Origin of the sequence: Limnobacter sp. MED105 (assembly GCF_000170915.1) — a bacterium.
GTDB lineage: Bacteria > Pseudomonadota > Gammaproteobacteria > Burkholderiales > Burkholderiaceae_B > Limnobacter.
In genome coordinates this window covers 61,489-88,042 of the sequence record NZ_ABCT01000009.1, presented here as the reverse complement: position 1 = coordinate 88,042, position 26,554 = coordinate 61,489, and the positions used below count along the sequence as shown (strand labels likewise).

At 48.5% G+C, this 26,554-nt stretch carries 23 protein-coding genes; 6 read left to right on the top strand and 17 right to left on the bottom strand.

Annotated elements, in window-relative coordinates; genetic code table 11:
* Genes dmpH through LMED105_RS09840 form a run of 6 tightly spaced genes read right to left on the bottom strand, consistent with a single transcriptional unit; the run spans position 1 to position 5,855 of the window.
* Positions 1–789 carry a 2-oxo-3-hexenedioate decarboxylase gene (gene dmpH, locus LMED105_RS09865; protein WP_008250718.1) on the bottom strand — a complete coding sequence of 263 codons (789 nt, stop codon included), beginning with the start codon at positions 787–789 and terminating at the stop codon, positions 1–3.
* Entirely contained in the window at positions 786–1,814 is a 1,029-nt protein-coding gene (gene dmpG, locus LMED105_RS09860) for a 4-hydroxy-2-oxovalerate aldolase (RefSeq protein WP_008250711.1), read from the bottom strand. Before dmpG ends, dmpH begins: the two co-directional genes overlap by 4 nt.
* Positions 1,815–1,824: 10 nt before the next feature.
* A complete protein-coding gene (locus LMED105_RS09855; RefSeq protein ID WP_008250710.1) occupies positions 1,825–2,742 on the bottom strand; it encodes an acetaldehyde dehydrogenase (acetylating) in 918 nt (305 codons plus the stop codon).
* 29 nt (positions 2,743–2,771) lie between these two features.
* Positions 2,772–3,554, bottom strand: a complete 783-nt coding sequence (gene dmpE / locus LMED105_RS09850; protein ID WP_008250709.1) for a 2-oxopent-4-enoate hydratase — start codon at positions 3,552–3,554, stop codon at positions 2,772–2,774.
* A 5-nt stretch (positions 3,555–3,559) separates the two neighbouring features.
* Positions 3,560–4,390 carry an alpha/beta fold hydrolase gene (locus LMED105_RS09845; protein ID WP_008250708.1) on the bottom strand — a complete coding sequence of 277 codons (831 nt, stop codon included), beginning with the start codon at positions 4,388–4,390 and terminating at the stop codon, positions 3,560–3,562.
* Between the two features lie 10 nt (positions 4,391–4,400).
* Positions 4,401–5,855: a 2-hydroxymuconic semialdehyde dehydrogenase gene (locus LMED105_RS09840; RefSeq protein ID WP_008250707.1), complete on the bottom strand. Its 1,455-nt coding sequence runs from the start codon at positions 5,853–5,855 to the stop codon at positions 4,401–4,403.
* A 163-nt stretch (positions 5,856–6,018) separates the two neighbouring features.
* Between LMED105_RS09840 and LMED105_RS09835 the strand changes: the two genes are divergently transcribed.
* Positions 6,019–6,729, top strand: a complete 711-nt coding sequence (locus LMED105_RS09835; RefSeq protein ID WP_008250706.1) for a GntR family transcriptional regulator — start codon at positions 6,019–6,021, stop codon at positions 6,727–6,729.
* On the opposite strand, the gene LMED105_RS09830 is transcribed toward LMED105_RS09835, so the two are convergent.
* The gene (locus LMED105_RS09830; protein WP_008250705.1) at positions 6,730–7,686 is read right to left on the bottom strand and encodes a ketopantoate reductase family protein; all 957 of its coding nucleotides are present in this window, start codon (positions 7,684–7,686) and stop codon (positions 6,730–6,732) included. It lies immediately after the preceding gene.
* Positions 7,687–7,992: 306 nt separating this feature from the next.
* On the opposite strand from LMED105_RS09830, the gene LMED105_RS09825 reads away from it, so the two are divergent.
* Together LMED105_RS09825 and LMED105_RS09820 are read left to right on the top strand one after the other, a co-directional pair.
* Entirely contained in the window at positions 7,993–13,116 is a 5,124-nt protein-coding gene (locus LMED105_RS09825) for a site-specific integrase (protein ID WP_040513142.1), read from the top strand.
* A gap of 57 nt (positions 13,117–13,173) precedes the next feature.
* Entirely contained in the window at positions 13,174–14,217 is a 1,044-nt protein-coding gene (locus LMED105_RS09820) for a hypothetical protein (RefSeq protein ID WP_040513140.1), read from the top strand.
* 79 nt (positions 14,218–14,296) lie between these two features.
* On the opposite strand, the gene LMED105_RS09815 is transcribed toward LMED105_RS09820, so the two are convergent.
* Together LMED105_RS09815 and LMED105_RS09810 are read right to left on the bottom strand one after the other, a co-directional pair.
* Positions 14,297–14,797, bottom strand: a complete 501-nt coding sequence (locus LMED105_RS09815; RefSeq protein ID WP_008250699.1) for a TonB-dependent receptor — start codon at positions 14,795–14,797, stop codon at positions 14,297–14,299.
* 23 nt (positions 14,798–14,820) lie between these two features.
* Entirely contained in the window at positions 14,821–16,131 is a 1,311-nt protein-coding gene (locus tag LMED105_RS09810; protein WP_008250697.1) for a sigma-54-dependent Fis family transcriptional regulator, read from the bottom strand.
* Positions 16,132–16,341: 210 nt separating this feature from the next.
* On the opposite strand from LMED105_RS09810, the gene LMED105_RS09800 reads away from it, so the two are divergent.
* The 3 genes from LMED105_RS09800 to LMED105_RS09790 are packed head-to-tail and all read left to right on the top strand — an operon-like array spanning position 16,342 to position 17,607.
* On the top strand, positions 16,342–16,545 hold the full coding sequence (locus tag LMED105_RS09800) for a DUF2892 domain-containing protein (RefSeq protein ID WP_008250695.1): 204 nt from the start codon (positions 16,342–16,344) through the stop codon (positions 16,543–16,545).
* Between the two features lie 26 nt (positions 16,546–16,571).
* Entirely contained in the window at positions 16,572–17,003 is a 432-nt protein-coding gene (locus LMED105_RS09795) for a hypothetical protein (RefSeq protein ID WP_040513168.1), read from the top strand.
* Between the two features lie 16 nt (positions 17,004–17,019).
* Positions 17,020–17,607: a rhodanese-like domain-containing protein gene (locus LMED105_RS09790; protein ID WP_008250691.1), complete on the top strand. Its 588-nt coding sequence runs from the start codon at positions 17,020–17,022 to the stop codon at positions 17,605–17,607.
* Between the two features lie 70 nt (positions 17,608–17,677).
* Here LMED105_RS09790 and LMED105_RS09785 read toward each other — a convergent pair whose 3' ends face one another.
* The 8 genes from LMED105_RS09785 to LMED105_RS09750 form a co-directional block, all read right to left on the bottom strand.
* Positions 17,678–18,115, bottom strand: a complete 438-nt coding sequence (locus tag LMED105_RS09785) for a TIGR01244 family sulfur transferase (protein WP_083797163.1) — start codon at positions 18,113–18,115, stop codon at positions 17,678–17,680.
* Positions 18,105–19,007, bottom strand: a complete 903-nt coding sequence (locus LMED105_RS09780) for an MBL fold metallo-hydrolase (RefSeq protein WP_008250686.1) — start codon at positions 19,005–19,007, stop codon at positions 18,105–18,107. Before LMED105_RS09780 ends, LMED105_RS09785 begins: the two co-directional genes overlap by 11 nt.
* 103 nt (positions 19,008–19,110) lie before the next feature.
* On the bottom strand, positions 19,111–20,817 hold the full coding sequence (locus LMED105_RS09775) for a SulP family inorganic anion transporter (protein ID WP_008250684.1): 1,707 nt from the start codon (positions 20,815–20,817) through the stop codon (positions 19,111–19,113).
* Positions 20,814–22,397, bottom strand: coding sequence for a bifunctional protein tyrosine phosphatase family protein/NAD(P)/FAD-dependent oxidoreductase (locus tag LMED105_RS09770; RefSeq protein WP_008250682.1), 1,584 nt, complete (start codon positions 22,395–22,397; stop codon positions 20,814–20,816). Before LMED105_RS09770 ends, LMED105_RS09775 begins: the two co-directional genes overlap by 4 nt.
* A gap of 19 nt (positions 22,398–22,416) precedes the next feature.
* The gene (locus tag LMED105_RS09765) at positions 22,417–23,445 is read right to left on the bottom strand and encodes a cytochrome d ubiquinol oxidase subunit II (RefSeq protein WP_008250680.1); all 1,029 of its coding nucleotides are present in this window, start codon (positions 23,443–23,445) and stop codon (positions 22,417–22,419) included.
* Positions 23,432–24,799, bottom strand: coding sequence for a cytochrome ubiquinol oxidase subunit I (locus LMED105_RS09760; RefSeq protein ID WP_040513162.1), 1,368 nt, complete (start codon positions 24,797–24,799; stop codon positions 23,432–23,434). Before LMED105_RS09760 ends, LMED105_RS09765 begins: the two co-directional genes overlap by 14 nt.
* Before the next feature lie 244 nt (positions 24,800–25,043).
* Positions 25,044–25,697, bottom strand: a complete 654-nt coding sequence (locus tag LMED105_RS09755; RefSeq protein ID WP_008250677.1) for a peroxiredoxin — start codon at positions 25,695–25,697, stop codon at positions 25,044–25,046.
* 244 nt (positions 25,698–25,941) lie between these two features.
* Positions 25,942–26,550: a bifunctional 2-polyprenyl-6-hydroxyphenol methylase/3-demethylubiquinol 3-O-methyltransferase UbiG gene (locus LMED105_RS09750; protein ID WP_008250675.1), complete on the bottom strand. Its 609-nt coding sequence runs from the start codon at positions 26,548–26,550 to the stop codon at positions 25,942–25,944.
* Positions 26,551–26,554 lie beyond the last annotated feature (4 nt).

Here is a 26,554-nt window from a genome sequence, read left to right as displayed (position 1 = left end):
TCACTCAAAACGCAGGCCGACCTGGCCCAAACCCTGCACATGCAAGGTGACGTTGTCGCCGGCTTCCACGGCCACGGCCTCGGTAATACCACCCGACAAAATCAGCGACCCTGCCGGCACAAACTGATCGCGCTTGGCCAGTTCATTGGCCAACATGGCAATGGCTGCTGCCGGGTGACCCACCACTGCGGCACCTGCGCCAAAAGCCACGGGCACACCATTTTTTTCCAACACAATGCCAGTGGTTTTCAAGTCCATGCCGTTGACTGGTTTCATGGTGCCACCCACCACAAAACGTGCAGCGGACGTGTTGTCTGCAATCACGCTTTTCAAATCAAATTTGAAATCGCGGTAACGTGAATCGATCACTTCAATGGCTGGCATCACAAAGTCAGTGGCCGCCAGCACAGTGGCAATGTTGCAACCTGGGCCACGCAAATCAGCTTTGGTAACAAAGGCAATTTCAGGCTCCACCTTTGGGTGAATCAACTCACTCACCTTCACGGCCGAACCTTCCGGCACGCTGTAGTAATCAGCCAGAAACCCGAATACGGGTGTGTCTACGCCCATCTGCTTCATTTTGGAATGCGAAGTCAAACCAGCTTTCAAGCCCACAATGCGCACGCCACGGCGTTCTTTGCGAGCGCGAATTTCATCCTGAATGGCATAGGCATCGTCCCAATCCATGTCTGGGTGGTCATCGGTAATCTTCACCACATCGCGCGCATTCAGTTCTGCGCTTTCCAGGTGCTCCGCCAGTGCAGAGATGGTTTTCTTATCCAGTTTCATGCAACGCTCCTTGCACGGGCCATTGTCATGGCCGTGTCTTCAATCATGTCTTCCTGACCGCCCACCATGCCGCGCCGCCCAAGCTCCACCAAAATTTCACGGGCGCTGATGCCATACTTTTTCTCGGCTCGCTTGGCAAATAACAGGAAGCTTGAATACACACCGGCGTAACCCAAAGTCATAGAGTCACGATCAATTCGAATGGGGTGATCCATGATCGGTACCACCAGGTCCTCTGCCACATCGGAAATCTTGAATACATCCACACCCGTCTTGATGCCCATGCGTTCACACACCGCCACCAGCACTTCCATCGGTGTGTTACCTGCCCCCGCACCCAAACCGGCTGCGGCTGCATCAATGCGGCGAGCGCCGCCACGAATGGCTTCGATGGAGTTTGAAACGCCCATCGACAGGTTGTGGTGACCATGAAAACCAATTTCGGTATCAGGCTTCAGTGCATCGCGCACTGCGCTGATTTTTGCGTACACATCTTCGGGCAGCATGTAGCCTGCAGAGTCAGTCACATAAATGCAATTTGCGCCGTAGCCTTCCATCAATTTGGCTTGCTCAACCAGCTTCTCTGCACTGGCCATGTGGGCCATCATCAGGAAACCCACAGTGTCCATATCCAGCTTGCGGGCATAAGTGATGTGCTGCTCACTCACATCGGCCTCGGTGCAGTGGGTGGCTACACGTATGGTGTGAACACCCAGTTCCTTGGCCATTTTCAAATGATCCACCGTACCAATACCAGGCAACAACAAGGCGGACACCTTGGCCTGCTTCATGGCAGGAATCACCGTGCTCAAATACTCTTCATCGCTGTGCGCCGGAAAACCATAGTTCACAGATGACCCACCCAAACCATCGCCATGAGTCACTTCAATCAGTGGAACACCTGCCTCGTCCAGCCCTTTTGAAATGCTCAGCATTTGTTCCAGACTCATCAAGTGGCGCTTGGGGTGCATGCCATCGCGAAGCGTCATGTCATGCACTTTGATTTCAATTCCTTTTAAGCTCATGGGGTTCTCCTTAGGCGCTCACGGTGGGTTCAAGGGTCAGCTTGCCGCTGAGAATTTCTTCAGCAAACATTTCAGCAGTACGGGCTGCAGCCGCCGTCATAATGTCCAGGTTGCCTGCGTACTTCGGCAGGTAATCACCCAGGCCTTCCACTTGCATGAACACCGACACACGGTTGCCATCAAACACAGGACCGTTCACCAGCGTGTAGCCAGGCACGTACTTCTGTACTTCCTTGATCATGTCGTGAACCGACTTGGTGATTGCTTCCTGATCAGGTGTGCCTTCCACCAGGCAATGCACGGTGTCACGCATGATCAGGGGCGGTTCAGCCGGGTTGATGATGATGATGGCTTTGCCCTTTTTGGCACCGCCCACTTTTTCAACAGCACCTGCTGTAGTGCGGGTAAACTCATCAATGTTTTTGCGGGTACCTGGGCCTACGGATTTCGATGACACCGTGGCCACAATTTCGCCGTAGCTGACTGGTTGAACACGCGATACCGCATACACCATGGGAATGGTCGCCTGGCCACCGCAAGTCACCATGTTCACATTCATCTCGCGCTTGCCAACATGCTCCCTCAGGTTCACAGGAGGCACGCAAAAAGGCCCAACTGCTGCGGGGGTCAGGTCGATCATCAACACACCCAGTTCGTTCAGCTTGCGACTGTTCTCTGCGTGCACATAAGCACTGGTGGCATCGAATGCAATTTGCACACCATCGGCTTCCACATGGGGCAGCAAACCATCCACGCCCTCCGCTGTCGTTTTAATACCCATCTCGCGAGCACGCTTCAGGCCATCTGATTCAGGGTCAATACCCACCATCCACACAGGCTCGAGCACCGCACTGCGTTTCAGTTTCATCAAGAGATCGGTGCCAATATTGCCGGGACCAATCAGTGCGCATTTGATCTTTTTCATCATCGAATTCCTTTTGCCTTTTGCGTTGTAACTTACGCGAAGCGAACAGAGCAGTTGCCAATTCCGCCAATCGACATGTGCAGCGAATCGCCTGCCTTCACGGGAATCAGTGCTGCCAGAGAACCTGACAAAATAATTTCACCTGCCTTCAGACCAATGCCCAAACGGCCCAGCGTATTGGTCAGCCAAACAATCGCGTTCACTGGGTGCCCAAGTGCAGCAGCGCCAGCGCCAGTGCCCACGATGTCACCATTCTTTTGCAGCACCATGCCGCAGGTAAACAGGTCCACTTTGCGAGGATCAACAACCCGGTCACCCAACACAATGGCGCCGCAAGAGGCGTTGTCGGCCACGGTGTCTTGAATCTTGATTTTCCAATCGGCGATGCGTGAGTCCACAATCTCAAAACAAGCCATCACGCCTTCAGTGGCGGCCAGCACATCGGCGGCGGTTACACCAGGGCCCATCAAATCGCGTTTCATCAAAAATGCGATTTCACCTTCAGCACGCGGTTGAATCAGGCTGGCTGCTTCAATGGCTTCGCCCTCGTTGTAAACCATGCCATTGAGCAGGTAGCCAAAGTCGGGCTGATGCACATTCAGCATGTTCATCACGGCTGCACTGGTCACGCCAATTTTCTTGCCGATAACGTGCTCGCCGTTGTCCAAGCGTCGCGCAATCATCCGCTGTTGAATGTGATACGCGTCTTCAATCGTGATGTCGAAACCACGGCTGGTTAGCGGAGCAATCGTGTGTCGTTGGGTCAACGCGTTATAAAGTTCATCGCCCAAGTCGCGAATTTGAGTAGTGTCCATTTGCTTTAAGCCTCTCGCAGGAAGTCAGTCACCAAGCGCTCAAAGCGCGCAGCGTGTTCAATCTGGGTCCAGTGACCGCACTTGCCGTAAACATGCAGTTGCGAATCCACAATCATTTCGTGCAGGCACAGCGAAGTGCTCAAGGGAATGACCTGATCATCCCGGCCATGCACAATCAATGTGCTTTTATTCAGCGCGCGAATATCGCTTTCATGGCTGGCCATGGCGTCTACCCAGCGCTGTCGCGGCGCGGGGAACATGGCTGAGAAACTTTCCTGAAAACCGGGACGAATACTGGCCTGAAAACGCAACTGAGCCAGCTCATCGTTCACAAGGCTACGGTCGTATGCGAAGTAATCCATAATGCGACGCATGTTCTCGAATGACGGCTGGTAACCCCACACTGCATCCAGTCCCTCAGTAATCGGGAATGGCACGCCTACACTGCCCATCAACACCAGCTTGCGAACACGACTGGGGTGGCGAATCGCCAGCGCCAGCGCTACAGCGCCACCAAACGAGTTACCAATCAAATCGGTTTGTTCCATGTTCAGTGCGTCCATCACACCAATTGCGTGGGCCACCCAGTTGTCCAGGTTGTATTGGTAACCTTGGCGGCGCTCAGTGAAACCGAAGCCCACCATGTCTGGGGCAACAACGCGGAATTGTTTTGCAAAACCGGGTATCACCAAGCGCCAGTTCGCCCAAGCCGAAACACCGGGGCCGGAACCATGAATCAGCATCAGGTTCGTGCCCTGACCTTGATCGTGATAATTTGTTTGAAGGCCGTTGGCCTGAATGCTCAATCCAATTTCGGGTGAAGCGGGTGCGTTCATCGTGGGCTCCTTACAGCTTCACGCAAATGTTTTTAAGTTCGGTGTAAAACTCCAGCGAGTGCACACCCCCTTCTCGGCCAATACCCGATTGCTTGGCACCACCAAACGGTGTGCGCAAATCGCGCAAGAACCAGCTGTTCACCCAAGCCAAACCCACTTCAATCGAGGCAGCCACACGGTGTGCTTTGGCCAGGTTCTGGGTCCAAACAGCAGTGGAAAGGCCGTACACATTGTTGTTGGCACGCGCCACCACTTCGTCTTCAGAATCAAAGGGGGCAATGTGGCAGCAGGGTCCAAAGATTTCCTCGACACACACCGCCGCATCGTCATCCAGGCCAGTCCAAATGGTGGGCTGCACCCAAGCGCCCTGGTTCAGTTCGCCAGGCATCTCAAATGCACCACCACCAGTCACCACGGTTGCGCCCTGCTCCACCGCCTTTCGGTAATAGCCCAATACTTTGTCGCGGTGTTCCTGTGAAATCACCGGGCCAATGCCAGTGTCTTTATCGTCTGGCAATCCGGGCTTCAAACCCTCCGCGCCCTTCTTCATGGCAGCCACAAATTTGTCGAAAATCGGACGTTCCACATACACACGTTCAGTGCCCAAACACACTTGCCCGCTGTTGGCAAACACCGAGCGCATGGTGCCTTCAATGGCGGCATCAAAATCACAATCTGCAAACACGATTGCGGCATTCTTGCCACCCATTTCAAGGCTCACGGGGCGTGCACCTTGCGCAGCCGCTTTCATGATTGCGGCACCGGTGCGTGTTTCGCCGGTGAAGGTAATTGCATTCACATCGGGGTGGGTAGTCACGAATTCACCCGCGGAATCTGGACCAAAGCCGTGCACCACGTTGTATACGCCAGGAGGGACGCCCACTTTATTCATCACCTCACCCAACAGCGCAGCAGTCTGTGGGGTCTCTTCCGAAGGTTTTACAACCACCGTGTTGCCGCAAGCCAGCGCAGGGCCAACTTTCCAGGTCATCAGCAGCAAAGGGAGATTCCAGGGGCAAATCACGCCCACTACACCCACAGGGCGACGAATGGAATAGTTCAGCGCGCCGCGTCCATCCGGAGTGGCCATTTCAAAGCATTCTGTGGGCACATTCTTGATGGTGTCGGCGAACACCTTGAAATTGGCCGCCCCGCGGGGAATATCAATGTGACTGGCCAGGCTCACCGGCTTACCGGTGTCGGCCACCTCAGCCTGCAAAAAGTCATCAAATCGACGATTGATTTCATCGGCCACGGCGTACAGCATTTGCACCCGGTCTGCCACCGTCATCTTGCCCCATGGGCCCTTCAAAGCAGCTTTGGCAGCGGCCACTGCATCGTTGACCTGTGCACGGCTGGCCTCGTGGACCTGCGCAATCACCGCATTGTTCAAAGGCGAGTGCTTGGGGAATGTTTTTCCCGTTGCGACGAATTCCCCGTTGATGAAGTTCAAGACTTCTTTCATTGCATTCTTCCTTGCCAATCGATTAAACCATGAACAAACGATAAAACTTATTTTTCTCGACGTCAATATATTTTCTCGAGAATATTATTTTTCATCGACAATATTGATTAACGCCGCAACTCGTCTACAATGGCGAAACAGAAAGAATTTTTTTGGGGTGTGTATGAATGAAGTGGTCTCACTGCCAAGCAGCGTCACCAACGGCGAAAGCTTGACCCTGGCCGAAACCGCTTACCGCAAGTTGCGCCACGACATCATTGAAGGCGTGCATAAGCCGGGTACCAAGCTACGGGTAGAACACCTGAAAGACAATTACGACGTGGGCGCAGGCACCCTGCGTGAAGCACTGCAACTGCTACTGAATGATGGTCTGGTGGTGGCGCAAGGGCACCGAGGCTTCACCGTCGCCCCCATGTCGCCTGAGGATTTTCAGGACATTACCCGCACCCGTGTGATGATTGAAACAGAGGCTCTGCGCCAGGCCATCGCCTTGGGCGACGATCAGTGGGAAGCTGAAGTCATGGGTGCATTTCACATGCTAAGCCGTGCAGAATCACGCTTAGGTGAGGAAACAGTTGAAACCCGCAGCGAATGGGAACGCAAAAACCGCCTGTTCCACGACACGCTCATTTCCGCCTGCCCTTCCCGCTGGCTTAAGCAGTTTCAGCATCTGCTGTACATGCAGTCAGAACGTTATCGCAGGCTGATTCTTTCCGAGAAGCCCATCCCTCGAGATGTGCATTCCGAGCACGAAGAAATCTTGAATGCCACCTTGAACCGCAACAGCGAACTGGCCACGCAAATTCTGGCTGAGCACATCAATCGATCCTTGATCGCAGTGCAAAAGCTACCCAAAGAAAGATTTGGAAAGTAATCAGCTGCTAAGCATTGAATGAATCAATGCTGTTACTGGTGTATCAATCCCCAAGCGTTCAGCACGCCTAAGCACGCTGCCGCTGATCGCATCTAGCTCCAAAGGGCGGCCCTTTTCAAGGTCTACCAACATCGAAGTCTTGATCGGATCAAACTCACAGATCAATTTGAACATTTCATCCACATCAGACTGGCTCAACACCACATCGTCTGCCCCTGAAACTGCGGCCACCTCTTGCATTGCCGCATAAACCACTTGCCTGTAATGCGGGTGTTTCGTTAAAAAGCCAGTGTCCTTGCGAGTCAAAGCCGACAACGGATTCACACCATTGTTCACCAACAGTTTTTTCCATAACTCATGTCGAATGTCGACCGCGGCCCGGGTGGGAATTCCCGATGCATTGAATGCATCCGCTAACCTTTTAACTACGCTTTGCAAGCCTTCATTTACAACCGCATTTGGCCATGCACCCAACACAATTTGACATAAGCCTTGTGCCTCAACACACCCTGGCGAAACGATATGTGCACCAATTCTTACAGCCAAACCGCCAACTACTCGGTCAACGCCCAATACCTTGCTGAGTACTGCTTCATTCTCGACACCATTTTGCAAAGACAAAACTGGCGTAGCGCCAGCGGCCAGCCAAACTGAATTTGAATCGAGCCAACTCGCCGTGTCCTGCGATTTCAAACACAGTACTAGTACATCAAAATCTTCGCATTGGTACTGGCGTTGCAAGGTGGCTTGATCGACTGCACACACAGGCTGCTTGAATGAAAACTGATCATGCTCAACCTGCAAGCCACGGGTTTTCATCGCTTCAAGGTGACCCCCGCGCGCCGTCAACACCACGGAATTTCCGTCCATGATCAAGCGGGCAGCATAGTAGGCACCCACGCCCCCGGCACCCACAAACAGCAAGCGCAGCGGTTTTTTCTCACCAAGCGATTCCATACACTCTCCTTTGGCATCACCATAACGCAAGTGAAATTGCGATGTACAGTTGGTCGAACATCGTCCATGTGCAGACCACTACATTTGGCCTATCTTCGGTGCATTTCGCAAATTTAGAAGAACTATCCAGATATTCTGCGTGCATGCACGCAAAAATGTTGCCAATTGAGCCAAAACTGTGTAAATCTGGACACCTAGCTTGCTCGAATTCGAATCTTAACGTCCACGGCCCCATTCTCGCGTGTAGAACGACGCAGATTAAGATCATTCTCGATTGGGCTCAACCAAGCCCAAGAGAGATAACAATTGAGTATCGGTTCAACCATAGAGAACGAGCAATTAGCTCAATCAGACCCCGTTGAGTACGGAATTTCTATAGCAACAAAACCGTCGTTGATCAAAGACTTCATAGAGTCCAATAAGAATGATCCTCATTTAAATAAAACTTCCCGCCTTCTTGTCCAAATCACAAAAGCCGAAACTAGCAATGACGGGTCTGGCTACCTTATGAGGTTTTTACACACCCTAGCTCAACCACAAATTCTTGCTCAATTAGCGATATTCCAAAAACAGAACAAAACAGCCGAACATCTGTTCAAACTGATCACTTCGTTCATTGAATCTTTAGATCATTACCCGTTTAAGAAACCAATACGCACACGATACCAAGGAGAGACTCTTTCAAGGGCTCTGATAAGAGTAAAGGCAGAACAAAGGCCCCCTGAAATTTTACTATTCACCCTTGCTGAACAATCGGGATTTAAACCTGATAGCCATGTCAGCGAAAAAGGACAGATCGACAAACCAGCAAATATCCATGCAGCTTTAATCTGCTTTTTGTTAATTCGCCACCTTCAAGCTTTAGAAACAAAGGACGAACCTTACCTGAGTACGCTGAACCTGATTTGTAACAAACTAAAGTTAGCAGCAGAAGGAAAAGGAAGCACAAATGAAGCTACTCGAAGCTACCTTTTAAATGTAACGATTACAGATTCAATCAGCTTTGATGAATTCACAGTTGCAATGCTGAAATTCGCAAATCAACTGAAATCAGACAGGAGCAAAGCAAGACAATCTTTATTTCAACTTGCAGATGCACTGACAAAAACAGCATCTGAACCTCTTCTTCAAGGGGAACCCCGCAAATTCACTTTACCTAGCTTAAGATTTCTCACTGAAGACTCACTGCAAGACGAAACAACCGATATCGGAAGATATGACAACGATAGTGATGGGCAGTTAGATATTGGCTCTCGACGAAGAAAACCGAATCTAAATAACAATATATTTGCTGTTCCAGTCAACTTGCTATCGCAGCTCAAAGAAAGCCGGGCGATCGAATTCTTTCGCAAAAAGGAAACCGTAGCGCCAAGTGGAACTAATCGCTATCAACTTCCACAATCAGATTGGCTCGCACTACAGAACTGGTTTAAAAATTTTGAGGAAGACAACAATGAGACTCGTTATTTCAAGCTCATCGTTTTCATTTGTACAAATTTAGAACTCTCGCCGATCGAGGCTTTTGACTGCTTGAACCGCAAAGAGGAGTCTGAATGGAAATTATCTCCAGATGGGACACACGTTCTGCGTACACGTACTCAGCAACCCTCAAAACCGAGAAATACCAATTTACTGATTGAGTTTAAAAATCAAATTTCATTGCAGCTACCCTTTACTGCTCCGATTGAGGCAATCAGTAATGGCGAAGTGCTTACTGAAGAATGGCTTGTTAAAAATCTTAAAGAAATTAGAATTCCTGTTGGGGACGGTTTAGCTAAATTGATTCCACTACAAGGACTGCTGTTTGACATTCAGCGCAACGAGGATGTTGTTAGATCTATTCTCAAACATGGTCATCACGCCAGAGCTCAGCCGGCGATGTGCAATTACACCGCCGACTCGAAGATTGGAGATGACCAATCAACCAAAGAATTGAATGTCATTGGATCGCCACTGAAATTTAATCTTACAGAACTTGAGAGAACCCTAAGGGCTGAGCATGAATTACTCAAAGAATTAGCAAATACAGAAAACTTTATAGGCTATTGGAACCACCTCAGTATTTGCGTAGTAAGACTCCTAGGTATTTGCAGCGCGTCCAGGGGAACCGATGAGTTATTTGAAGGCCTCAATGACTTTGACCTTGACGGTAAGATCGCATACGTTGAAGACAAGGTCAAAGACCCCGATGCTCCCGGTAGAATCGTACCGATACCAGATTTCATGATCAGGATTCTCAAAGAAACCTACCTGCCACAACTAAAAACGTTACTGCGTTACATCAGAGTTGATCAGCAAAAATGGGACATAGAAAACTTCAAAGGGAATCTAAAAGAAAACAGAAATGGAATTCCGCTTTTCTTTCTACTGGAGGGCAATCAGCCCGAGGGATGGAGAACGATCACAGCGAAAGATTTACTAATTGACCAAGGACTGCCAACCAACTGGCAAAGACACTTCGTAAGTACTGAGTTATCTTTACGCGCAGACCGGGAATGCGTCGAATACGTGATGGGCCACTCAGATGGTGCATTCACACCACATGGCGTTGAAAGTCTTAGAGCACCCAAAGAAATGCTCGACTTATTTCGAGCTGCTATAGAAGGGTTCCTGACTGAAGAACTTGATATAGCTCTGGATTCGTTTCAGCATCAAGAAAATTTTTCTATACCGCTGTTGCATATAAAAGCAAGACCACCTGCATCGTGGGGTAGGAGACGAAGAAAGGAGCAAAGAGAGAAAGATCAGCAATCGCTACGGGCGATACGCCACCAACTCATCAGAGAGCATGCAACGCAATTTTCTCAACTAAAAAAAACTGATATTCCACCGCAACTATTGATCAATCAACTCAGTACAAGAGCTATTGATTTAGGTGGTGTAAGGCCAGAGGAAGTCATCATTAAAGTTATCAATGATGCCCTAAGCGTGCTTTTGAGGATGACGCCTCACAAAAATAGACTTTCAAAACAGTCTAAAAAAGCACTCACTGGATCGGTTCTTCAACAAGAATTCATTGGACACACCAATCGAGTACAAAAGCTGAGAAAAATCCTACTCTCACTCGAACAGAAAAAGGCCAGAACAAGCAAAAAACTAAGGTTGATTGAGGCTTGCATGTTGATCGCTTGGGAGAGTAGAAGAGCTGACGCATCAATCATAAAAGAAATTCAGAAGTTAAATTTCCACACCTTTTCAATAGGCGAAGAGGAATACATTCAGATTGGGAAGCCTAGCTCTCAGGTAAAAACAGCATCTCGCGTATGTGTATCTCAAAGGGTCGCTTATTTACTCAAGGACATAGATAAACCCAACTCACCTGCCACAACTTTTTGGGAAAAGCCACTGACTGAAGAATTGGTTGACGCACTGTCACTGTCTCGCTCTGACAATTTAGAAACTGCTCAAGATCTAATTGACATCGCTATATACGCATCAAACGAAAGAAATATTTTTGAACTTCCACTGGCTGAAGCAAAACTGCTAAACGGTTCAATCGTCACACAAGAAATGAATCTTCAATGCTTGGTTAAAAAACTGTTGCCAGGCAACAAGCTGCATGAATCTGAAGACACGCAACCAGTCAACTCAAAATCAAGAAATCCCTCTTACATGACTCAAATGGAAGAAATGCAGTTCGAAGCAAACTTTGAGGTTGAAGGAAAAAAATTACGCGATATCGTAAAAATAACGAAAAGTAACAAGAAGTCTACCTATATCAACGCACTTGAAAAGCTACCCCTCACTGAAAACAAACTTGCTGATCACCTAAAAAATTGGCTCATAAAGGCAATCGAAGAGCTGCCACATCATGGGCGTGTAGATGAATTTAGGCAGGACAGTTTGATTCGTAGCTTTGATTTGGTTTATCCAATGTTGAAGTACTTTGATGGTGTACTTTTAGAATTACCTTGGGAGCAGGATGAAATAAGTGAGGTTGCAGAAGACTATTACGATTCAATTGAGCGATCGAAGACCACAAAATCGCATGAAATCTCGAGAATAAATAATTTCTTTAAATTCTTAGCTTCAAGGACAAATTTTCCTCTTGTCCAAGTTCCCCAAACAGGCGAGGTAGAAAGATCCGAAATCATCTTTAGCGAAAGTGACTTTCAGGCTTTGTTAACAGCATCTGATTACCTTCCGAGTAGGTTCAGTCAAGAAGTTAAGCTTCTTTTTATCCTGACCTACAGATTCGGATTTAGAAGAAATGAAGCCTTGAATCTGCGAGCACAAGATATTCACTTACGAGACGTACATCTAACAATCCAAGTTCAGGGGCGTAAGGGAGCAAAGACAAAGTATCCGTGTTCGAATCGAATTTCTCAATGCTGGAGAAATTTACCCGGGAAGGAACAAGCCCTAATAAATGCAGCAGTCAATCAAAAAAATGCACTAAATGAGGGTCGAATTTTTTCGATACAGCACAAGATGCGAATTTACAGCGAAGCTCTGTTACTACTCAAAGATGCCTTGGGAATGGGGTCTTTGCACACATTAAGACATTCATTTGTTGATCGCAACTGCGGCCTGGTTTTCGGATATTCAAATCCAGAACAAGAGGAACTTGATAGGATGATGAATCAACTCTCACTCGGAAAACCTCGGGCGTATTCTTTGTTTTCACTTGCTCGCATGGTTGGACACATGAGTCTCGAAGATTCGACACTTTCGCGGTACTTTCATGCGGCATCGCAACTACAGAAGCCGAAGCCAAGCACTGAGGTAGTATTCGAACCTATAAAAACAGAGAATGTTATTCAACTACAACCCACACTATCAAATCAATTAAAGGCGAAACTAATTGCGCAGATTGTCATACGAATGACTCATCATAAATTCGATGAAATACCTAGTCTTTTGACGCAATTCAATAGGGAGGAAGCTCGTAGATTTCAGGAGAAAATTGAGGATCTGCGATCGCAGGTCAATCAGCCGGGTTACCTAGGATCGGACCTAATTAAAAGAGCCCGAAGAACCCCAAAGAAAGAGATCGAGTTTATCCAATATGCAGAGAAGTATCTTGATGACCTTGTGGAAAAAAAACCAAGCGCATTTCTGGCCGATCCTTTGATAAACATCACCAGCCAATGGACAGTTGTAATCCGAGAGGAAAACCTATTAGTCGCCCAAGAACTGGTCAATACACTTTTAAAGCACGAAAAATACATAGGTGAGTTGAAATTCCTCGTGAAGAAAGGTAGTTGCCCTTCAACCGACCCTTTCAATGTTGAGTCTCGATTCATTAAAAAAGAAGTTAAGGTCTCTAGGAATGTCTCCGGGGGGAAGATCTACGGCTTTCCTTTACATGAGGAGAGCCAGTTTGATGTGAGGGCAATCGCCCCAAAACCAGCACTGCTTTTTTACATGGTCTTTTTCTTGAGCTTTTGCCATTCGCTTGCAAATATAGAATCATCGCAACTTCGATGAGGTGGGACGCAACTGGCCACGATGCTAATTGAACCAGTGAGATGCCCCAAATATTTGATGATTACTTTTTCAATACCTGAATCAGTTCCAGTGGCCAAACAACCAAATGGATCCTTCCACTTTTCTTTACAGTCAGTAGGGGCAAAGTTAAAGCTCTTAGACCCCAAGCTACCACTCTTCTGTATGTATGAGACCCTCTTTTGTGAAGCGATCCAGCAAGTCACAGGGCAGCAACTCAAAGTTGAGTGGCGAACTACCTTCAGGCTCTCACAACAGGAAAATGAGCTTGTCTTTTACCAGACAGTTTGCATCCCAGATCTAGCAGATGAAGATCAGATAGCAAAAGTGACAGAAATCGTCCAATTAATTTTAAGCAAGCCAGAAGCAATCAATGAAGGCCAAGCGGAATACACCCCAAAGTCAGCCACAAAGTTCGACGAGAGGACACAAATCACCTACGCGGAAAGGCCAGTGCTTGAATGTGTACAAGAGAGCCTTAGCCTTGAAGAATCATCATTCGACGATTTACCCGACGATTACATAAAACTGATAGCGGAAGTAGAGCGCGCAGCCGAGATCAAGTTCAAAGAAATTCAAGAAATACAACCTCACAACAAGCACAAGTCAACGATTCAAACTGTTATTCCTTGTCACACAGTGATTTTAAACAAACCAACTGACAGCCCTACATCGGCAGTTAAAGCAGAAATAAAACAACCCTCTAAATTTAGAAAAATCGAGCGTGAAAATATTGTTGCTCAAGTAATAATACAGGGCGCCCTAATTGGGACGGATTGGGTCAGACGACCTCCAACCACAAAATCTAATCGTCGATCAAAAATAACTATCGAATGTAAAGTCAACAAATCTGAAACTCAGGCATCCTTAGAGCAAGTAGATTCGATAGGATTAGATGGATTTGAAGCAGTAACAGTATTAGTTCCGCAAGCCCTTGAAATCTCGGGTGAATGTGACCTCCTCAAAGAATCATTTCCTCAGCAGGAGCGTGATCAAGGTTCTGCTAGAAAAATTACCGTTATCGTAGAAAAATCAAGTTGCAGTGGTGAACTCGTTTTGATACGAGTACTCGATGTTGAGTAACCGTAAACTAGATCTTCAGTGATACCGATTATAATTTCCATTATAGGAAGGGTAGTCCAAGCATTCAATTTGAATTCAATTAGAACAACCAATTGGCGGTCACTCGTACATGCCGTGGCAATGCGGGGTGAAATGTTTTTCCAAACGCCTGATTGCCTGCCAGGAAATAATCGTGTGCATATTGAATGTCGCTGTTGTCGCGATCAAACAGATTGAATATGGAAAAATTCAAGCTCAGGTGATTGTTCACTTCGTAATTCACGAACAGGTCTGAATTGATCACCGAGTCAGACTTGATGCTGCGGTCTTCAACCAACGGTGCACTGCCAATATATTTCAGCTTGTAACCCAATTTGAAGTCGCCCAGTGTTTGCCCAATGGACACCGCCGCCGATTCTTCAATGGCGTTGGGAATGCCGTTGTCAGCCACGTTCACAAATCGTGCGTCTACCAGCGTGATGAAGCCATCTACCTCAAAGCCTGACCGGTTGAAATAACTTGCAATCAACTCAAGCCCATTGCGCTGGGTGGCACCATTGGGTTCTGTGGTACCGGACGTCCTCACGTAATTTCCGTCCATGTCCGGGTCTGCAGATCAACATCCTAACCAGTTCCGAGTTTTCGATAAAGAGTCCGTTCACTCATACCCAGGTGTTCTGCTAGCTCTTTTCGCGAACCAATGAAAGTTGTTTCTATTTCTCGCAATTCATCAGAAGTCAGCTTCTTAGTCCTTAATTTACCTGGTGCAAACTCTCTGGCTAGATTAGTTTGAGCGGGTCGAATCAATTCCTCGGGCAAATGCTCCAATTCAATTCGCCCATCATCAGCAAATACGCGAGCGCGATCCAAAACGTTTTTAAGTTGTCGGATGTTGCCAGGCCATGAAAAGCCCATCAGGGCATGCATGGCTTTTTCACTCACAACATATTGAATTCCCAGCGGTCCAGATCCCCGACGCAGCAACGAATGAACTAACTTGGGAATGTCGTCCCTTCGATTTCTCAAGGCGGGCAGTTCGATTGGGAACGCACAAATTCGGTAAAAGAGATCTGCCCGGAACTTGCCCTCGTCCACCATTTTCTGTAATGGCTTGTGGGTGGCAGCAACCAGTCGAAAGTCAGAATTTTTCGTTTCCAAACCACCCACTCGACGAAAGGTTCCAGATTCCAATAAGCGTAATAACTTCACTTGCATGGTCAATGGCACATCACCGATTTCATCCAAAAAAACAGTTCCGCCCTTTGCAGTTTCAATCAACCCGGCTTTGGCCTGTTGCGCACCAGTAAATGCTCCTTTTTCGTAGCCGAATAGCTCACTCTCAAACAAGGTATCAGCCAACCCAGTGCAATCCACCACCACAAACGGCGCATTTTTTCTGGGACTTCCATCATGCACAGCGCGTGCAAACAACTCCTTGCCGGTTCCGCTTTCACCTTGTAACAGCACAGGCAAATCAGTTTTGGCCACACGCGATAAATCGGATAGCGCCTTGTTAAACACCGGGGAAGATCCAACCAAGCCGCTTCCAGTTGCCTGCACTGAAGCGGACTTTATAGTGTTGATTCGCTCCACGTAGCCAACTACTTCACGCGAATCGTTCAATATCGGGCGCAACTCTACATCAACGTGTTCTTGGCCGCGTGGGGTGTAATGAATATGCAACAGCTTGGCTGGCGCTTTGGTTTTCTTCGCAGCATTCATCGGACATTGCTCACCCGACAAATCACATGGCTTGTCGTAGTGATGGGAAACCTGGAAACATTTTTTACCCACCGGGGCATCTTCTGCGGGGTTCCCATACGCACGAAGATAGGCGCTGTTGGCACCCAGAATTGTGTAATCGAGATCCAGGACGATTGAAGGCTCGGAATCAATTTCCAGATATGACAAGAGGGATTGAATACTTTCTTTCAACGGTGAATACCTCCAACAACAACTCTGCCATCTTACTGCCAAAAATACTGCCAATGGCAGGTTTAATGAATCAAAAATATTCTCCCCCAGGCGCGATTCAATTAATAAGAGCTTATAAACATCTGTTTCATATGTATAAATTTAAACATGAGCAATCAGGCATGTTTCTTGATATAGAGATAGCAATAGTATTTTTTCAGGGAGATTGACATGAAAAAAAATGTGGGTGGATTTGACAAAATTGGGCGGATTGCAATTGGAATTGGTCTGATTGGCCTTGCTGCAACAGGAAACATTGGAGCATGGGGTTTTCTTGGCGCGATTCCCTTGTTAACAGGCATAAGTGGATCCTGCCCCGTGTACCGCGTCTTTGGAATCAACACCTGCCCGATTCAGGCTAAGAAACTCAAGTAAACAAAGGACTATCAATGAACAAAATCATGAAAAAAACAATCTTGACCATTCTGTGCACCTCCCTCAGCTTTGGGGCTTTTGCACAAACAAGCGGCGCCAAAACTGAAAAAGCACTGTTTATCTTGACCAGCAACTCTTTGCAAACCCAAGGCATGAGCATGGTGTTGGCCAATGCCATGGTCAAGCAAGGTACACAAGTCAATGTTTTGCTCTGCGACAAGGCAGGCGACCTGGCGTTGAAGAGCACAACAAGTGAAACTCTTAAACCAATGGGTGCTACACCAGAAGGATTGATGATGAACCTTATTAAAGGCGGTGCGCTGGTGAAAGTCTGCGCACTTTACCTGCCTAACAAAGGCGCCAGCAAAGAAGACTTACGTGAAGGGATCACTGTGGCCTCACCCCCTGATATGGCTGCCATGATGGGGCAGCAGGAAACAAAAGTAATTTCAAACTAAACCAAGGAGCTACAAGATGGCCTATCAAATAAGAAAATATCTATTTTTCCGCGACTTGGTGGTGATCGCCTTGATAGCCATCGGCCTGGGCGCGGCCACGCTAAGCTTCGCCCAAGAGATCAAGCCTCGCTCTCTCACACCGCACAAAACATTTGAGATGGTGCTGAACGATCCTGGTGTGCTGTTTGTTGATGTACGCGATCCGATCGAAATCATGTTCATCGGCAGTACGCCAGCAACCCACGTGAACATTCCATTCATGTTTGCGGATCGCACCGAATGGAACGCTAAATCTGGTGCGTTCGCCATGAAACAAAACGCGAACTTCGTCAAAGAAATTCAGGCGGAGCTGGAAAAGCGTGGGCTTGACCGCAACGCCACTATCATCACGATGTGCCGCACGGGTAGCTCACGCGGTTTGCCCAGCGCAGAGTTTTTGATGAAAAACGGTTTTCCCAACGCCTACTACGTAGACCATGGATTCCAAGGCGAAACTTTGAAAGATGGACCACAAAAAGGTCAACACTTGATTAATGGGTGGTTAAACAGTGGATTGCCCTGGAGCAGCAAAATGAACCCTGAAACGATTTATCGATCCAAGTAGCTAACCCCGAAAGCGGCAAGCTGTTTGCCGCATTTCTTTGACGTCAGCTCGTGATGAGCTGACGTTTTTTTTACAGGTGATTCTTCAAAACCTCCACGTCAAAGCCATGCGCTTTGAACTCATTCACCACCGACTCAACACTTTCACCATTCTTTAATTTTGAAAAAGCCAGTGGTAATGCCGCCCTACGACCAGTTTTACAAAAAGCATGCGCTGGCTTGGGCGCTTCTTCAATGATGCGATGCATCTGTTGCATCAATTCTGAAGACACCTGCGCCACATCATAAGGCAGGTAGTAACACACCAATCCCAACTCAGAAGCTTCACGGCTCAAATCGTCAAACTCAGGCTGCTCGGGGTGTTCTCCGTCTGGCCTGAAACAAATCACCGATTTAACGCCCAGCGCTTGAAGGTGCTTAAGCTCGTCTTTGGATATTTGAGCTGAGCAAGAATACACATCCGTCAAACTCTTCACATGCATCGCATTCATTTCCATATTAGAGTCCATTGATGGGTACCTTCAAATAGCGCTGACCATTGCTTTCAGGCTCGGGCAAATGCCCCGCCTTCATATTGACTTGGATGGACGGAATGATCAGCTTGGGCATTGCAAGCGTTGCATCACGGGTTTCCCGCATTTTTACGTATTCGTCTTCACTGATCGCATCGGCCACGTGAATATTCTGGCGGCGCTGCTCTCCAACGGTGCTCACGTGCTTAAGCTCACGTCCATTGGGTGCGTAATCATGGCACATGTACAGTACAACCTCTTCAGGAAGGCTGAGCAAACGGTGAATGGACCGGTAAAGCGTGCGTGCATCGCCTCCTGGGAAGTCTGCGCGAGCAGAGCCCGAGTCGGGCATGAAAATGGTGTCGCCCACGAAAGCCGAGTTTCCAATTACATGGGTCATGCAAGCCGGTGTATGGCCAGGTGTGTGCATTGCATGGCCTATTAGCGAACCGATTTGGTAAGAATCGCCGTCACAGAACAAACGGTCAAACTGAGAGCCATCGCGTTGAAATTCTGTGCCTTCATTGAATACCTTGCCAAAGGTATCTTGCACGACATTGATGTTCTCACCAATACCAATCAAGCCACCTACGCGCTCTTTGATGTAAGGCGCCGCTGACAGGTGATCCGCATGCACATGGGTCTCGATGATCCATTCCACTTTCAGATGATGCTGGCGAACATAATCAATAATTTCGTCGGCGCCCTGATACGACAAACGACCAGCGGCATAGTCAATGTCCAACACCGAATCAATAATCGCGCATGAATTGCTGTGTGGATCCTTCACCACGTAACTGAAGGTGTTGCTTTGTTCATCAAAAAAATGGACCACCTCGGGCTGCTGGCTCATGTCCACTTTGAATTGAATACTGCTTTGCTGGTTCATTTTCTAACTCCTTCAACTGCTGTTGAAACTACAATTTAAATATATGCGTACTGGCTCATGCTTTCCAATTGATTAATTCGAATAAATCAAGTGGAAAAATCGATCACAGGCCACGCCTCGCCCGCTCTACTGTTTCCAGATGGGTCAAGCCGATGCGATTTTTGATGGTTGCGTACCAATGCGAATTTAAAAGCTGGTCCTGCACAGGCCCTTTCACCTCGGATAAATACAAAGTGATGCCCATGGCCTGAAGGTTCTCGTCGATTTTTTCCAGCGACTCCAGTGCGCTGGCATCAATGTGGTTGATCGCATTGCATTGAAGAACCATGGTTTTGGTATCAGGCTTTTGAGTAGCCACTTCAAGCAGTGCATCTTCAAGCCATCTCGCGTTAGGAAAGTACAAACTTTCATCCACACGCACAGAAACAACTCCATCTACCATAGTCACTTTGTGACGCTTTTCATTTCTGAAATGCTCAGTACCTGGCACCTGCCCAACCACAGCCATGTGTGGCTTGCTGATTGCTGCCAGCAAAGCCAGTATTGAAAACACCACGCCAGCAATAATGCCCGCTTCTACGCCCGCAACAAGCACAACAATCACGGTCAGCAAATAAGCCAGGAAGTCGCGCTTGGAGTAACGCCACAACATGCCAGGCAAGTGCCGATCAATCAGACCCAGCACAGCGATGATGATGGTTGCAGCCAATGTGGCGTGCGGTAAATTGGTTAACAGTGGGGTTAGGAATAATGTGGCCAGCAGAATGCCACCCGCGGTGAATACACCAGCCATAGGCGTTTGCGCACCGGCATCGAAATTCACAACCGAACGGGAAAAGCCTCCTGTTACTGAATAACCGCCGAACACGCCAGAAGCAATATTGGCTGCGCCCAAACCCAGCAACTCCTGATTGGGATCAATGCGCTGTTTTCGCTTGGCCGCCAAAGCATGACCAACAGATACGGTTTCTACGAAGCCCACTAAAGCGATCAACACAGCAGGCACAAACAACTCCACCCAGCGACTCAATTCAAGCGAAGGAAAAAACAAGTCTGGCAAATCAGTAGGAATAGCACCCACGGTTCGTACAGTGCCCAATTGCAACAAAGACACCGCCACAATACTCATCACAATTGCAAGCACTGGTGCTGCGCGGAAAACAATTTCCAATGTCAGGCCTTTCAAGCCAAATCCTTTCAGAACATTTTTTCCCCACTTTCTTGCAGCCCACAACCAAAGCAAGGCAAGCGCGCCGATCAAGGCTGTGGCCACATCAAACTGCGCAAAATTCTTCAGCAGTGCCATCACGGTTTGAAAAAATGTTTCGCCTTTGGCACTTACCCCAAGCACAGAGCCCAACTGACCCACCGCGATTAACAGCGCGGATGCGGACACGAAACCGCCCACAACAGGATGGCTCAGCAAATTCGCCACAAAGCCTGCCCGCAACAAGCCAAGCACGATCAACACCCCGCCCCCGATGAAGGCCAGCACCACAGAGGCTTGATAGAACAATTCCACATTGCCTTGTGCGAATTGGCCAGCCGCAGCAGCAGACATCAAAGATGCCACTGCAACAGGCCCTACGGCCATGGCCCTGCTGCTACCAAAAACGGCATACGCCAACAGTGGTGCCATGCTGGCGTACAAACCCACCTGGGCAGGCAAACCTGCCAATAAGGCGTAAGCAAGGCTTTGCGGAATCAACATGATGGTGACCACCACTGCGGCAACCAAATCGCTGGCCAGCCATTCGCGGTTGTATTGGGGCAGCCAACTGCTGCAGCCAAACCAGGCGCTCAGTTTCATGCCTTCGCCTTGTCAGCTTGGGTTGCGCACTTTGTCAGCCACTCGTGGCCCTTCAGCGCGCCAAACCAGTACAGCGCAGGGAACACATGCTTTTTCAACATCCAGTTCAATCGCCGTGGCACTGCTGGGTTTAAGGGGAAGGTTGGTGCCAATTTGCCGCCATAAGAAAACTCGGCCAACACCACTTTGCCTTTCTCTACAGTCAGTGGGCAAGCACCATAACCGTCATACTCAGCCAAGGGCTTCATACCTTTACGCATGCGAACAATATTGTTTGCAACAATTGGGGCTTGCTTTCGGATTGCAGCAGTTGTTTTGGCGTTGGGCATGGAACCCGCATCGCCTAAACTGAACACGTTAGCGAATTTAACGTGCTGCATTGTGTGTTGGTCTACATCCACCCAGCCAGCCGAATTGGCCAAAGGGCTGTTGGCCACAAAATCTGGCGCAACTTGGGGCGGCACCACATGGATCATGTCAAATTTACGCTCGACCACAGTTTTGCTACCATCTGCTGCAGTCACTTCAAAGGTTGCAGTCTTACTGGGACCATCCACCTTCACCAGGTCGTGCATGAAATTCAATTTGGCGTTGTAACGCTTGATGTATTCCATCAAAGGTGGAACGAATGTTGGCACGCCAAATACCACACCACCTGCGTTGTACATTTCAACGTCAATGTTGTTCAGCACACCCTTTTCTTCCCAGTTACTGCAACTCAGGTACATGGCTTTTTGCGGGGCACCGGCACATTTAATCGGCATGGCGGGTTGAGTGAACAGGGCCCGCCCACCACGAATTTTTTGCACTAACTCCCAAGTGTATGGTGCCAGGTCATATCGATAATTCGATGTCACACCATTTTTGCCAAGAGCTTCCGGCAGGCCTTCAATCGCGGCCCAGTTCAGCTTCAAACCAGGGCACACCACCAACTGGTCATAGCCCACCGTGCTGCCGTCTTCCAAGGCGACCTTGTTTTCAACGGGCAAGAACCCCGTAACTGCTTTGGCTATCCACTTGACACCTTTCGGAATCAATTCAGCCATTGGCTTACGGGTCGCGGTTTGCATGTATTCCCCTGCGCCCACCAAAGTCCATGCAGCCTGATAATCGTGAGTTGGAGAAGGATCAATCAGCACAATGTCAAGACTTGCGTCTCGTTTTAACAAACTGGTGGCCACAGAAATTCCTGCTGTGCCAGCGCCTACAATCACCACGTCAAATGATTTCGGTGTGGGCCTTTGTAAAGTAAGATTTTGCGCCGCTTGATGAATCATTTCCGAACGCCTACCAGTGCGGCAAAATACATGCACTGGCTTTGGCATTTCATCGATGGCTTTGCGGTAGTTTTGTGCCAGAACCGGGTCTGGTTTTTGCCCTGCAATCAGTGGCAAATAAACCCACTTCACACCCAGACTTTCAGCCACAGATTGCAGCGCTGCATTTCCTGGCTGGCCGCCTTCCTCCGCATCTGGGCGGTTGTTAATGATGGTTTTAATACCCTGCTCGGCAAGTTGCCTAATCATGGCTTCATTGATCTGGCCTGACACAGAAATATCGTTATCCAATTGCTTACTCATATCCCTTCTTCCACTTTTTTTAGTTGTAACTCAAACACTGCGCCTTGCCCCAGAACACGCGGTATGCGTACACCGTGTAGCCAAGAATTGCAGGCAATACCACCACCACACCCCAGAAGATCACCAGCAATGAATCGTGGTGACTTGCGGCTTGCCACACATCGATTTTGTCCAATACCAGGTAGGGAAACAGGCTGTAGGCCAGGCCATAAAACGACAGGAAGAACACACCGACCGCGCATGCAAAAGGTACCCATGCACCGTACTCGTTGCCCGAACTCAAGCGGCTTGGCAGGCGACGCAATGCGCGATCAGCGATGAAGAACAAGCCCAGGGTGGCCAATGGAATAGGCATCAATAAAAAGAAGTTATTTACGGCAAACCACTTTTCGAAAATACGGGTGCTAATGAAAGGCGTGACCAGTGAAATGGCGGCAATACCCAAGCCAGCCAACCACAAACTTCTGCTCGCCCAGGTAACAGCTTTCAGTTGAAGTGCGCCAGTCGTTTTCATGAGCAACCAAGTAGACCCCATCAGCACATAACCCGCTAACAGGCACAATGCGGTCAGCATGGCAAACACAGTGCTCAAAGCCCCATCATGAAAACCGGTGATGTAACTCCCCAGCATGTAACCTTGTGAAAGCGCTGCACCCACTGAACCGGCAACAAACAGTTTGTTCCACAGGTGCTTCTTGTCGGCAGGTACCTTCACACGGAAGTCAAAAGCCACTCCGCGAATAATCAAGCTGAACAGCATCAAGGTCACGGGCAAGTACAACTCCCCGAGCACCACACCATGCGCCATCGGAAAGGCCACCAGCAAAATACCAACCCCCAAAACCAGCCAGGTTTCATTGGCATCCCAGAATGGTCCAATTGAAGCCACCATGGTGTCTTTCTCATCGGGTGTGGCATAGCCCATCAAGGCACCCACACCCAAGTCATAGCCATCAAGAATCACATAGGCCAACATGGAGATCCCCATCAGGATCATGAAAATCACAGGCAGTGCCTGCTCAAAACTCATTGCTTCAGGCGTGAACATATTGGCCACCTACAGGGTTTACAGTTTGAATAGGGGCTGGCTTGCTACCCGCTTTCTTGGCGAGGTAGAACAAGGTGCTGACATAGGCCACCAACAACACGACATACAACACCAGGTAACCAATGAATGTCGACAGAATCATGTTGGGGGGCACGGCTGAAATTGCATCTTCAGTGCGCAAAATACCTTGTACCAAAAATGGCTGACGACCAATTTCGGTGACGTACCAGCCAGCCACTGTGGCTACCCATCCAGAAAAAGTCATCGCGATCAATGAGAACAACACTGGCTTGTTCAATGCCTTTTCTGCATTTTTGTTACGCGCCATGCGCCAAACGGCGTACCAGCTAACCAGCAACATCAGCACACCAACACCCACCATGACACGGAATGCCCAGAACACCTGAAACACCGGAGGATGCGCACCCTTGAATTCATTCAAGCCTTTGATTTCCCCGTCTGCCTTGTGGGTCAAAATGAGTGAAGCTAAATTGGGAATACCAATTTCAAAGTGATTGGTCCGCGCTTCGTTGTCAGGAATTGCAAACAGCAACAGCGGTGCACCCTTCTCGGTTTCCCACACACCTTCCATGGCCGCTACTTTCTGGGGCTGATGCTGTAGTGTGTTCAAGCCGTGCAAATCACCCACGAAAATTTGAATTGGGATCACCAATGCCGCTACTGTCGCGCCGGTTCGCAGTGCCGCTTTCACAGCAGGAGTGCGAATACCCTTGTGCCACTGCCATGCTGAAAGCCCTGCCATCAGGAAGGCACCTGTCAGGCCACAAGCTAGCAGCATGTGAGTCAAGCGATAGGGAAAGGAAGGGTTGAAGATCACTTCAAACCAACTGGTCACAACGGCTTTGCCGTCGATCATCTCGAAGCCCGCAGGCGTTTGCATCCACGAATTCAAAGCAAGAATCCAGAATGCCGATGCTGTGGTGCCGGCTGCTACCAAAAAAGTAGCGAGGGTGTGCATACGTGGGCTTACACGATTCATACCAAACAGCATCACGGCAAGGAAAGTTGCTTCAAGAAAGAAAGCCGTCAACACTTCATAGGCCAGCAATGGACCTGCCACGTTGCCTACTGTTTCCATGAAGCCAGGCCAATTTGTACCGAACTGAAAACTCATGGTGACGCCTGAGACCACTCCCAAAGCAAAGGTCAATGCGAACACTTTGACCCAGAATTGATAGGCTTCCATCCAATGCGCCTGCCCGGTCGAATTGAACCGAAGCTTAAAAAACAGCAGCATCCACGCCAAGGCGATGGTGATAGTTGGAAACAAAATGTGAAAGGTAATATTTGCGCCGAATTGTGCTCGGGCCAACAGTGCTGGGTCCAGTTCCATGGCTTGTACTTCCTCTTGAAATTTGATTTCATACAAGTCAATTGCAAGATCAATACCAGCCCGCACTCATATTTCAAAAAATCGTCAAGCTCCTGATATTTAATAGGATTTTGATTAACGCGTAAAAATCTATCAACCTTAAAACTGCCACAATCTGCCAAATTTTTGGCACACTGCCAAATAAAAAACGGGAGCCAGATAACTTGGCTCCCGTTCTTATTTCAACAAATCAGCGACTATTGAATTAGCTTGGCTGTTTTGTTGTGCGCAGGTAAGGCAACTTGATATCGATGCTGCCGAACTTGGCTTTGGCCTGCTCATCGTTCAGGGACAAAGCCACAATTACATCCTGACCATGAACCCAGTTGGCTGGCGTTGCGATTGGCACACCGTAAGTTGCCTGAAGCGCATCAAGCGCACGCAACACTTCAGCAAAATTACGGCCCACAGACATGGGGTAAGTCATCGACAATTGCAGCTTCTTGTCAGGACTAAAAATGAATACAACGCGCACGCTTGCTGAATCAGCCGCAGTGCGGCCATCTGGCAGGTAAGCGTTTGCTGGCAACATATCCAAAGCCTTGGACACTGCACAATCTTCGTCGGCAATAATTGGGAAGGTGGCTTTTGCACCGGCAAACTTTTCAATGTCGCACTTCCATTCTTTGTGCTCTTCAACACCATCTACAGACAGGCCGATGACCTTGGTGTTGCGCTTTTCCCATTCGGCAGCCAATTGAGCCACTGCTCCAAATTCGGTTGTGCACACCGGTGTGAAGTCTTTGGGGTGACTGAACAAAATTGTCCAGTTATCGCCAATGAAGTCGTGAAATTTGAAGCTGCCTTGATCAGTAACCAAGTCCAGGTTAGGTACTACATCATTGATTCTCAGACCCATGTCTTTCTCCTTGTTGAACGATTAGAAACGAACAAACGTGCAATAAACAAAAGCTATTAAAATCACACGTCTCATTGCTTTTATTAACAAGAACCATGCCAGCCATACGAAAGAATTACTTCTTCAACTCAATCAATCACTTAGAGTAATCCACGCAGTGTTCCCAGCTTTATTGAATTTGGCATATGTGTCAGCTTTGGCAGTACATGACAGTTTCTGTCGGTACTTGACAGCGAGTATTCAATTATGAAATTTTGCGCCCAACCCATCGGCTCACATACCCCAAACCCGAGTGGCCAGCCCCTTCTGCAAGCAATACATTGCCTTCGTACTCGAAATGGGGCGTCAATAAATCCTTGAAATCACTGCGAAGCAAGTCACAGTCGTACAACATGCTGATGTCTTTTGGCCCACCACTGTTGCGATTCAATTGCTGCGGGTGGAAGCACTCCACAATCACGATCCCACCAGGTTTAAGTGAGCTGGCAATTTGTTGATGAACCCGCAGTCGAATAGATTCCGGCAAATGCAGATAAATCAGGACTGCTGCGTCAAATGTGGATTTGGGATATTCCCAGGTGGACAGATCCGCAACTGTCTGAAGCAGCCTTACACCATGCCGAGATGCCAGCGATCGCGCTTTCTCAACGCCTTGAACAGAAGAATCCACTGTGGTGACATAGAACCCTCTGCGAGCCAACCAAACTCCATTACGCCCCTCTCCATCCCCGGGAACGAACACACTGCCGTTGGGCACTAACAGAGTCACCATTTCTGCCAGAAACTCATTGGGTAACTCACCGTACAAAAAATCATCGGTGCTGTAGCGCCTGTCCCAAAACTCTGAATTCAATTCA